The organism is Immundisolibacter sp., assembly GCF_028696615.1.
Taxonomy (GTDB): domain Bacteria; phylum Pseudomonadota; class Gammaproteobacteria; order Immundisolibacterales; family Immundisolibacteraceae; genus Immundisolibacter.
Genome location: NZ_JAQVGQ010000145.1, coordinates 1 through 7,081 on the forward strand (window position 1 = coordinate 1; position 7,081 = coordinate 7,081).

The following is a 7,081-nucleotide window of genomic DNA, read 5'->3' on the forward strand; positions in this document are numbered from 1 at the left end:
CTGACGGTCGCTACAGATACACGCCCTGCGTGCTGTTACCGTCCACGGTGATGACGCTGCCGCAGATGTAGCTGGCGCGTTCGGACGCCGCGAAGCACACGGCGTTGGCCACGTCCTGCGGGTGGGCCATGCGCCCCAGCGGCAGCGCGGCGTCGATCTCGGCCTGTAGCTGCTCGGGCGTCTTGCCCTCGGCCGGGGCGCGGGCGGCAACCAGGCGCGTCCAGCGGTCGGTGGTGACGCCGGACGGCGCCACGCCCAGCACGCGGATGCCCTGCGGCGCACACAGGTCCGCAAAGCTCTTGGTGAAGTTGTACAGCGCCGCGTTGCTGATGCCGACCGGCATGTAGGACGCCTTGGGATTGCGCGCGGCGGTGCCGAGCACGTTCACGATCACGCCCGCTTTCTGTTTCTGCATCACCGGGTACACGGCGCGACAAGCGCGGATGTGGCACTGCAGCTTCTGGTTCCAGCCGGCGAGCCACGCCTGGTTGCTGATGTCGGCGAACTCGCCGGCCGGCAGCTTGCCGGCGGCGTTGTTGACCAGCACGTCGATGCGCCCGAAGCGCTCGACGGTGGCCGCCATCAGGCGCTCGACGTCGGCATCGACGGTGACGTCGCATTGCGCCGTGGCCACCTCGGGCGCGCCGGCCTCACTGGCCGCCGCGGCCGCCGCCGTGAGACCATCGGCACCGCGCGCCGCCAGCATCAGCCGGGCGCCTTCGCCGGCAAACGTGACGGCGCAGGCGAGCCCGATGCCCTGGCTGGCGCCGGTGATGACGACTACTTTTCCGGCCAAATCGAGTTCCATGACTCCCCTCCTGCGGCAGCTGCGCCCGCCACTATACCCGACCGGCCAACGGCGCCAGCCACGAACCAGCCCACCGGCGGCCGCGGCATCCAATGCGGGCTGACACACCCTCGCCACTGCGCCAGCGGCTGCTGTGGGTGGGCGCGCTGTATTTTGCCCAGGGCCTGCCGCTGGGCATCTTCCTGGACCTGCTGCCGGTGTACTTTCGCCAGCAGGGCGTGGACCTGCGCCAGATCGGCGTGCTCGGCCTGCTGGGGCTGGCCTGGACGCTGAAGTTCCTGTGGGCGCCGGCGGTGGATGCCTGGCGCGGCCACCGGCGCTGGATGCTGGCGGCGAACCTGGTGATGGCCGGCTGCATGCTGGCGCTGATCGGTGTTTGGCCGGACCAGCCGGCGCTGTGGCTCACGCTCGGCCTGTTCGCGCTGGCGTCGGCCACCAACGACATCGCCATCGACGGCTACACCGTCGAGAAAGTGCCGCGCGAGGAACTCGGACTCGCCAACGGCGTGCGCATCGCCCTGTACCGGGTCGGCATGCTCACCGCCGGCGTGCTGCTGATGGCCAGCGGGCGCATCGGCTGGGCCGGCACCTTCGTCGCCGCCGCCGGCCTGTTGGCGCTGCTGGCGCTGCTGTGCCGCGCCGCGCCGGCCGAGGCCGCGCGCCGGGCGCCGCGCCCGCGTCTGGCCGATCTGTTGCCGCTGCTGCGCCAGCGGCGGGTGATCTGCGCCGGCCTGGCACTGGGCGCGCTGCTGGCCTGGCTGGTCGGCCGGCAGATGCAGTGGCTCGGCAGCCTGGCCGACACCGCGCTGGCGGTGACCGCGTGCGGGCTGTTCGCCATCGCCGCGCTGCAGCCGGCACCGGCCGGCACACAGCCGGCGATGGCGCCGTTCGCCTCGCTGCTGGCGCGCCCGTACATGCTGGCGGTGCTGGCGTTCGCGCTCACCTTCAAGCTGGGCGACGCGGCCATGGGTTTCATGGTCAAGCCGTTCTGGGTGGATGCCGGCTTCGGGGCGAGTGAAATAGGTCTCATCTCCGTGAACGCCGGCCTGGTATTGTCGGTGGCCGGCGGCATGCTCGGCGGTGTGCTCACGCACCGGCTCGGCATTTTCACGGCGCTGTGGTCGCTCGGTCTGCTGCAGGCGCTATCGAACCTGGGCTATGTGTACGCCGCCGACCTCGCCGCGGCGGCGCAGGTGCCGACCGGCGTGCTGTACGCGGCCAGCATGGTGGAGTCGTTCACCGGTGGGCTGGGCACGGGGGCGTTCCTGGCGTTTCTGATGGCGGTGGTGGATACCCGTCAGGCGGCTGGCGAGTACGCGCTGCTGTCGTCGCTGTTCGCGCTCAGCCGCTCGCTGGCCGGCTTTGCCAGCGGCTTCGGTGCCGAGCTGATGGGTTACCGCGATTATTTTCTGCTGACCTTCGTGCTGTGTTTCCCGGCCTATGCCCTGCTGCCGATGGTGCGGCGGGCGCTGCAGGCGGCGCAGCAGGACGCGCCCCCGGAGATGCCGTGATGATCACCGCATTCGTCATGATCGAGGCCGTGCGCGGCCAGGTGAACAGCCTGGCGCAGGCGCTGGCCGAGCTGCCCGGCATGGCCGAGGTGTACTCGGTCAGCGGGCGCCACGACCTGGTCGCCATCGCCCGCGTGGCCAGCGCCGAGGACCTGTCGGCGCTGGTCACCGAGCGCCTGGCGACGCTGCCCGGCATCCAGCGCACCGAAACGCTGCTGGCGTTTCGGGCCTACTCGCGGCACGACCTGGAAAGCCTGTTCGACGTCGGTCTCGACGAACCGGCCACCGGCTGACCCCCATGCGCCCCGCCATGGTCATCGGCGATGACGCGGCGCTGGCCGCCGCGAGTGGCGTCAGCCCAAACACGCAGCTGCGCCGCCAGGTGGTCGACCTGTACCGGCGCGGCACGCTGCCGGCATTGCTCAGCGCCCTGTGCGCCGCCGGCCTGGTGGCGGTACTGGGCGATGCGCTGGCCGCGCCGGCCGTCACCGCCTGGCTGCTCACGCATGCGTTGCTGGCGGGCACCCGGGCGCTGCTGGTGCGGCACTTCAAGCGTCAGCGCGTCGGTGATGCGGCGCTGCGCCGCTGGCGCGGCTATTACGTCGCCATCGCCGCGGCGGTCGGCATTGCCTGGGGCACCGGCAGCGTGCTGCTGCTGGCGCGGGCCGCGCCGGTGCAGCAGCTGCTGGCCTGGGTGGTGCTGGGCGCTGCGCTGTTGGCGGAATTCCCGGCCCTGGCGCGCCTGGGGCGTCCGTTCATCGGCGTGCTGGCGCTGACCCTGGCCGCGCCGCTGGCGCTGATGCTGATCGGCCCCCATCCCCAGCCGGCCGCGGCCGGCGCGCTGCTGCTGCTGGGCAGCGGCAGCGCCTTGGCCGGCCTCGAGCTGCACCGCACCTACCTCGACGGCCTGCACCTGCAGCTCGAGTTCGCGCGCCTGGCGCGTTTCGACCCGCTCACCGGCCTCGCCAACCGGCGCCATTTCGACGAAACTCTGGCCGGCGAATGGCAGCGCGCGCTGCGCCTGCGCGGTGAAGTGGCGCTGATCATCTTCGATGTCGACGAATTCAAAATCTACAACGACCATTTCGGCCACCCCGGCGGCGATGCCTGCCTGCGTCGCCTGGCCGCCGTCACGCGCCAGCTGGTGCACCGCCACGGCGATCTGGTGGCGCGCCTGGGCGGCGAGGAGTTCGCGGTGCTGCTGCCGCTGACGCCGCTGGCCGGCGCCCGCGCGGTGGCAGACACGCTGCGGCAGGCCATCGAGAACCTGCGCCTGCCGCACGCGCCCGCCGCACAGCGCCCGGTCGTGACCGTCAGTGTCGGCGTCGCCTGCCTGCGTCCGGGCAGCGGCCTGACGCCGGACGATCTCATCCGCGCCGCCGACGCGGCGCTGTATGAGGCCAAACACGCCGGCCGCAATTGCGTGGTGATGGCCCCGCCGGCCGAGACGCCGGCGCTGGTGCGGCGCGTGCGCGAGATGCCGGCATGAGCGCCTTCGCAGGCTGGCTGCTGCCGCCGCTGATCGGCGCGGTGATCGGCGGGGTCACCAACGACATCGCCATCCGCATGCTGTTTCGGCCCTACCGGCCGTGGTACCTCGGCCGCTGGCGGGTGCCGCTGACGCCCGGCCTGATCCCCAAGGAGCGCGCGCAGATCGCGCTCGCCATCGCCGACACCTTCACCGAGCACGTGCTGGACGGCGACCAGGTGGCCGATCTGCTGCTGACCGACGCCGTGCGCACGCGCCTGAAGGACAAGGTGGCCGGCATGGTCGAGCAGCTCGGCGGCCTGCTCGGCGCCAAGCCCGCCATGCTGGCGATGGCCAAGGGCATGGCCGGCGACCTGCTGCTGCGCGAAATCGACGCCCTGGCGCGCGCCGACGGGCCGAGCGGCGAGCACATCCGCGACCGCATCCGCGAGCGCATCGACGCGCTCGACGTGGCCAAGCTCGAAGCGCTGGTGCTGGGCTTCTCGCGCAAGCAGTTTCGCGCCATCACCTGGTTCGGCGTGCTGCTGGGCGGGCTGATCGGCGTGGTACAGGTGCTGCTGCAGCAGGTGCTGACGATCCACTGAACGATCGACGGCCGGCGCTATCATGCCGGGCATCGATCGTTGCGCGCACGAGGAGAAACGCCATGCCCGAGGTTGCCAGCAGCCGCCTGCCCACCGGCGGCTTCGAGACATTCTTCCACCACTGCGGCGCCAGCGACGCCCCGCCGGTGATCCTGCTGCACGGCTCCGGACCGGGCGCGAACGCCCTGTCCAACTGGGTGCACGCGCTGCCGTTCCTGGGTGAGCGCTACCGCGCCATCGCGCCGGACATCGCGGGTTTTGGCGAAAGCCAGCACCACGCGCCGCCCACCGGCGCGGCGGCCTGGATCGAGGTGTGGACGGCGCAGATCATCGCGCTCCTGGACGGCCTTGGCATCGGCAGGGCGCACCTGGTCGGCAACTCCATGGGCGGCGGCGTTGCGCTGCAGCTGCTGCGCCGGCACCCGCAGCGCTTCGAGCGCGTGGTGCTGATGGGCGCCGTGGGCGCGCCGTTCACCGTCACCGAGGGCCTGCGGCGCGGCTGGGGCTACTACCGCACCGGCACCGAAGAGGAACTCGCGTACCTGGTGCGCAAGTTCCTGCACAACCCGGACGTGCTGGGCGGGGACGTGGAATCGATCGCCCGCCAGCGCTATGCGCTGGTCATGCAGGACCGCATCCGCCGCCAGTTCGAGGCCATGTTCCCGGGCGACGCGCAGGTACACGCGGACGCCTTCGTGGTGCCCGAACACCAGCTGCGCGCCATGGCACACCCGACGCTGGTGACGCACGGGCGCGAGGATTTCTTCATTCCCACCAGCACCAGCCTGTACGTGGCCGAGCGCATGCCGAACGCGCAGCTGCACATGTTCCACCACTGCGGGCACTGGATTCAGATCGAGCAACGCCAGGCCTTCAACCAGCTGGTGCTGGATTTCCTGGACGGGCGCTTCGGCTGAAGAAACCGCTGATTGATTCAGAGCTTCCTGGCCGGGGCCGGATGCTCCGGCATGAGCCAAGGGCGCAAGCCTTTGATTCATGAAGCGCAGCGCGGGTGCGTACCGCGCGGACGCCAGGAATGGCTTGCTCGCAAATCAAGCGCGTTAAGCGCTTGATTTGCGAAGGCTCGTGGCGGACATGTGCCGCGACGAACCGAGTTGAAAAAGGGCAGGAAGCCTTTTTTCAACGGCCTGTTAAAAACGTCGAGCAGCCACAGCGAGAGGACGGCATGAACCACGGCAATCCAGCGGTCCGCGGACTTGCCGCCGCCGTGGCGGGTGCAGCACTGCTGTCGGGCGCCTTGGGAGCGGCAGCAACCCGCGCCGAAACCGGGTTGGCGGCGCCGGCGACGCGTGAAGCGTATCCAGCGTTCGAGGTCCGCAAGGGTCCGGCTGGCGAGAGTGAATTTCCGGGCTGGATTCGCAACGCTCCCTTCGACTGGACGGCGAACCCCGCCGATCCCGCGGCGCCGCGCTATGTGAAGGTCGATTTCGGAACGCAGATGGTCGATCCGCGCCAGGCGTTCGACGCCGCGCTCCGGCGCGTGGGGATCACGTCGGTCAGCGACGTCGCCACGCGCGAGATCGAAACCTATGCCGTACTCAGTCGCAAGGGCAGCAAAGGCTGGGCGACTGCGGCCAACGCGAGCATCGCCGGCGTGCCCGTGTCGCTGTTCGCCGTCACCGGAATGGGCAAAACCAGTGGCATCTACTCGACCGAGCTCTACCTGATACCCACCGATGACTATCGCCGCTGGGGCGGCGTGATGAAAATGCTCGACGCCGTCGGCATGACCGAGCATCTACAGGGGCTGCCGGCCAATTTCACCGACCAGGTACGTGGTGCCACCCCGACCGAACAGGCGCAAATCTTCGCCCAGCTGGTCGACATCACCACGCTGCGCGTGTTCGGGCAAACGCTGCAGGCCCAGCAAGGCTTGCTGCAGACGCTGCAGGGCGTCGGCAAGGACATCGAGACCCGCACCCATTGCCAGAGCATCGCCGGGTGCAGCTTCGTGCCGGGCGCCTTGCCCGGCCAGGGAAGCTACAGCATCCGCAAATGAAAAACCGGCGCCGGGACGATCCCGCGCGCCGGTTTTTTTATCTGCGATCGGGTCTCAGGGAGACGCCGAAAAAATCCGTCCCTGGAACTTTTCAGCTCGCTGCCGCGCGGTACACGCCCGCGCGGCGCTCCCTGAATCAAGGGCTTGCGCCCTTGATTCAGGCCGGGGCATCCTGCCCCGGACGGGAAATGCTGAATAAATCAGCTTCCCTCAGGGTTTGTGAAGAAATGCGCGTCCTGCGCATTTCTTGCGTCGCCCGTCCGGTACACGCCCGGACGGGCTCCCGCGAATCAAGCCCTTACGCGCTTGATTCGCGTCCGGCCATCCCTGGCCGGCCTGAGAGCTTGAAAAATTCACAAGCTCTCAGCGCTGCGCCATGGCCTCTTGCGCTTTCTGCTGATAGCGCTGCGCCGCCGGGCGGCTCATGCAGCGGCCGATCCAGGCGCCGACGTGGGCGAACGGCGAGAAGTCGTACTGCAGCAGCGCCGCCAGACCCAGCACCGAGCACACGTTGAGGTCGGCCACGGTGAACGTGTCGCCCAGCAGGTAGGCGCGCGCGGCCAGGTGGTCGTTCAGCACCTGCATCGGCTTGCGAAGCGCCGCCTTGGCCTCGTCGATGGCCGCCGGGCTGCGCTGCGCCTCGGGCAGGAACATCATGTGCATGAGCAT

General features: G+C 69.8%; 8 protein-coding genes. 6 read left to right on the forward strand and 2 right to left on the reverse strand.

Annotated features, from left to right (window positions below):
- Window positions 1-10 precede the first annotated feature (10 nt).
- A complete protein-coding gene (locus PHC73_RS09870) occupies window positions 11-808 on the reverse strand; it encodes an SDR family oxidoreductase (protein ID WP_300127380.1) in 798 nt (265 codons plus the stop codon).
- Between the two features lie 92 nt (window positions 809-900).
- On the opposite strand from PHC73_RS09870, the gene PHC73_RS09875 reads away from it, so the two are divergent.
- The 6 genes from PHC73_RS09875 (at window position 901) to PHC73_RS09900 (ending at window position 6,412) form a co-directional block, all read left to right on the forward strand.
- Window positions 901-2,319 (forward strand): MFS transporter, encoded by a 1,419-nt coding sequence (locus PHC73_RS09875; RefSeq protein WP_300127383.1) that lies wholly within the window; start codon window positions 901-903, stop codon window positions 2,317-2,319.
- On the forward strand, window positions 2,319-2,612 hold the full coding sequence (locus PHC73_RS09880; RefSeq protein WP_300127386.1) for an Lrp/AsnC ligand binding domain-containing protein: 294 nt from the start codon (window positions 2,319-2,321) through the stop codon (window positions 2,610-2,612). Before PHC73_RS09875 ends, PHC73_RS09880 begins: the two co-directional genes overlap by 1 nt.
- A gap of 5 nt (window positions 2,613-2,617) precedes the next feature.
- Complete coding sequence (locus PHC73_RS09885) at window positions 2,618-3,808, forward strand: diguanylate cyclase (protein WP_300127389.1); 1,191 nt, start codon at window positions 2,618-2,620, stop codon at window positions 3,806-3,808.
- On the forward strand, window positions 3,805-4,392 hold the full coding sequence (locus PHC73_RS09890) for a DUF445 family protein (protein ID WP_300127392.1): 588 nt from the start codon (window positions 3,805-3,807) through the stop codon (window positions 4,390-4,392). Before PHC73_RS09885 ends, PHC73_RS09890 begins: the two co-directional genes overlap by 4 nt.
- A 62-nt stretch (window positions 4,393-4,454) precedes the next feature.
- Complete coding sequence (locus PHC73_RS09895) at window positions 4,455-5,309, forward strand: alpha/beta fold hydrolase (RefSeq protein WP_300127396.1); 855 nt, start codon at window positions 4,455-4,457, stop codon at window positions 5,307-5,309.
- A gap of 119 nt (window positions 5,310-5,428) precedes the next feature.
- Window positions 5,429-6,412 carry a hypothetical protein gene (locus PHC73_RS09900; protein WP_300127398.1) on the forward strand — a complete coding sequence of 328 codons (984 nt, stop codon included), beginning with the start codon at window positions 5,429-5,431 and terminating at the stop codon, window positions 6,410-6,412.
- A 363-nt stretch (window positions 6,413-6,775) separates the two neighbouring features.
- Here the strand turns inward: PHC73_RS09900 and PHC73_RS09905 are convergent.
- Window positions 6,776-7,081, reverse strand: a 306-nt coding sequence (locus tag PHC73_RS09905; RefSeq protein ID WP_300127401.1) for a glutathione S-transferase family protein, incomplete at its 5' end; no start/stop codon positions are given.

What these genes read in the sequence shown, in the direction of transcription:
- PHC73_RS09870 (WP_300127380.1), bottom strand. Translation starts at nt 808, where the DNA reads ATGGAACTCGATTTGGCCGGAAAAGTAGTCGTCATCACCGGCGCCAGC.
- PHC73_RS09875 (WP_300127383.1), top strand. Translation starts at nt 901, where the DNA reads ATGCGGGCTGACACACCCTCGCCACTGCGCCAGCGGCTGCTGTGGGTG.
- PHC73_RS09880 (WP_300127386.1), top strand. Translation starts at nt 2,319, where the DNA reads ATGATCACCGCATTCGTCATGATCGAGGCCGTGCGCGGCCAGGTGAAC.
- PHC73_RS09885 (WP_300127389.1), top strand. Translation starts at nt 2,618, where the DNA reads ATGCGCCCCGCCATGGTCATCGGCGATGACGCGGCGCTGGCCGCCGCG.
- PHC73_RS09890 (WP_300127392.1), top strand. Translation starts at nt 3,805, where the DNA reads ATGAGCGCCTTCGCAGGCTGGCTGCTGCCGCCGCTGATCGGCGCGGTG.
- PHC73_RS09895 (WP_300127396.1), top strand. Translation starts at nt 4,455, where the DNA reads ATGCCCGAGGTTGCCAGCAGCCGCCTGCCCACCGGCGGCTTCGAGACA.
- PHC73_RS09900 (WP_300127398.1), top strand. Translation starts at nt 5,429, where the DNA reads ATGGCTTGCTCGCAAATCAAGCGCGTTAAGCGCTTGATTTGCGAAGGC.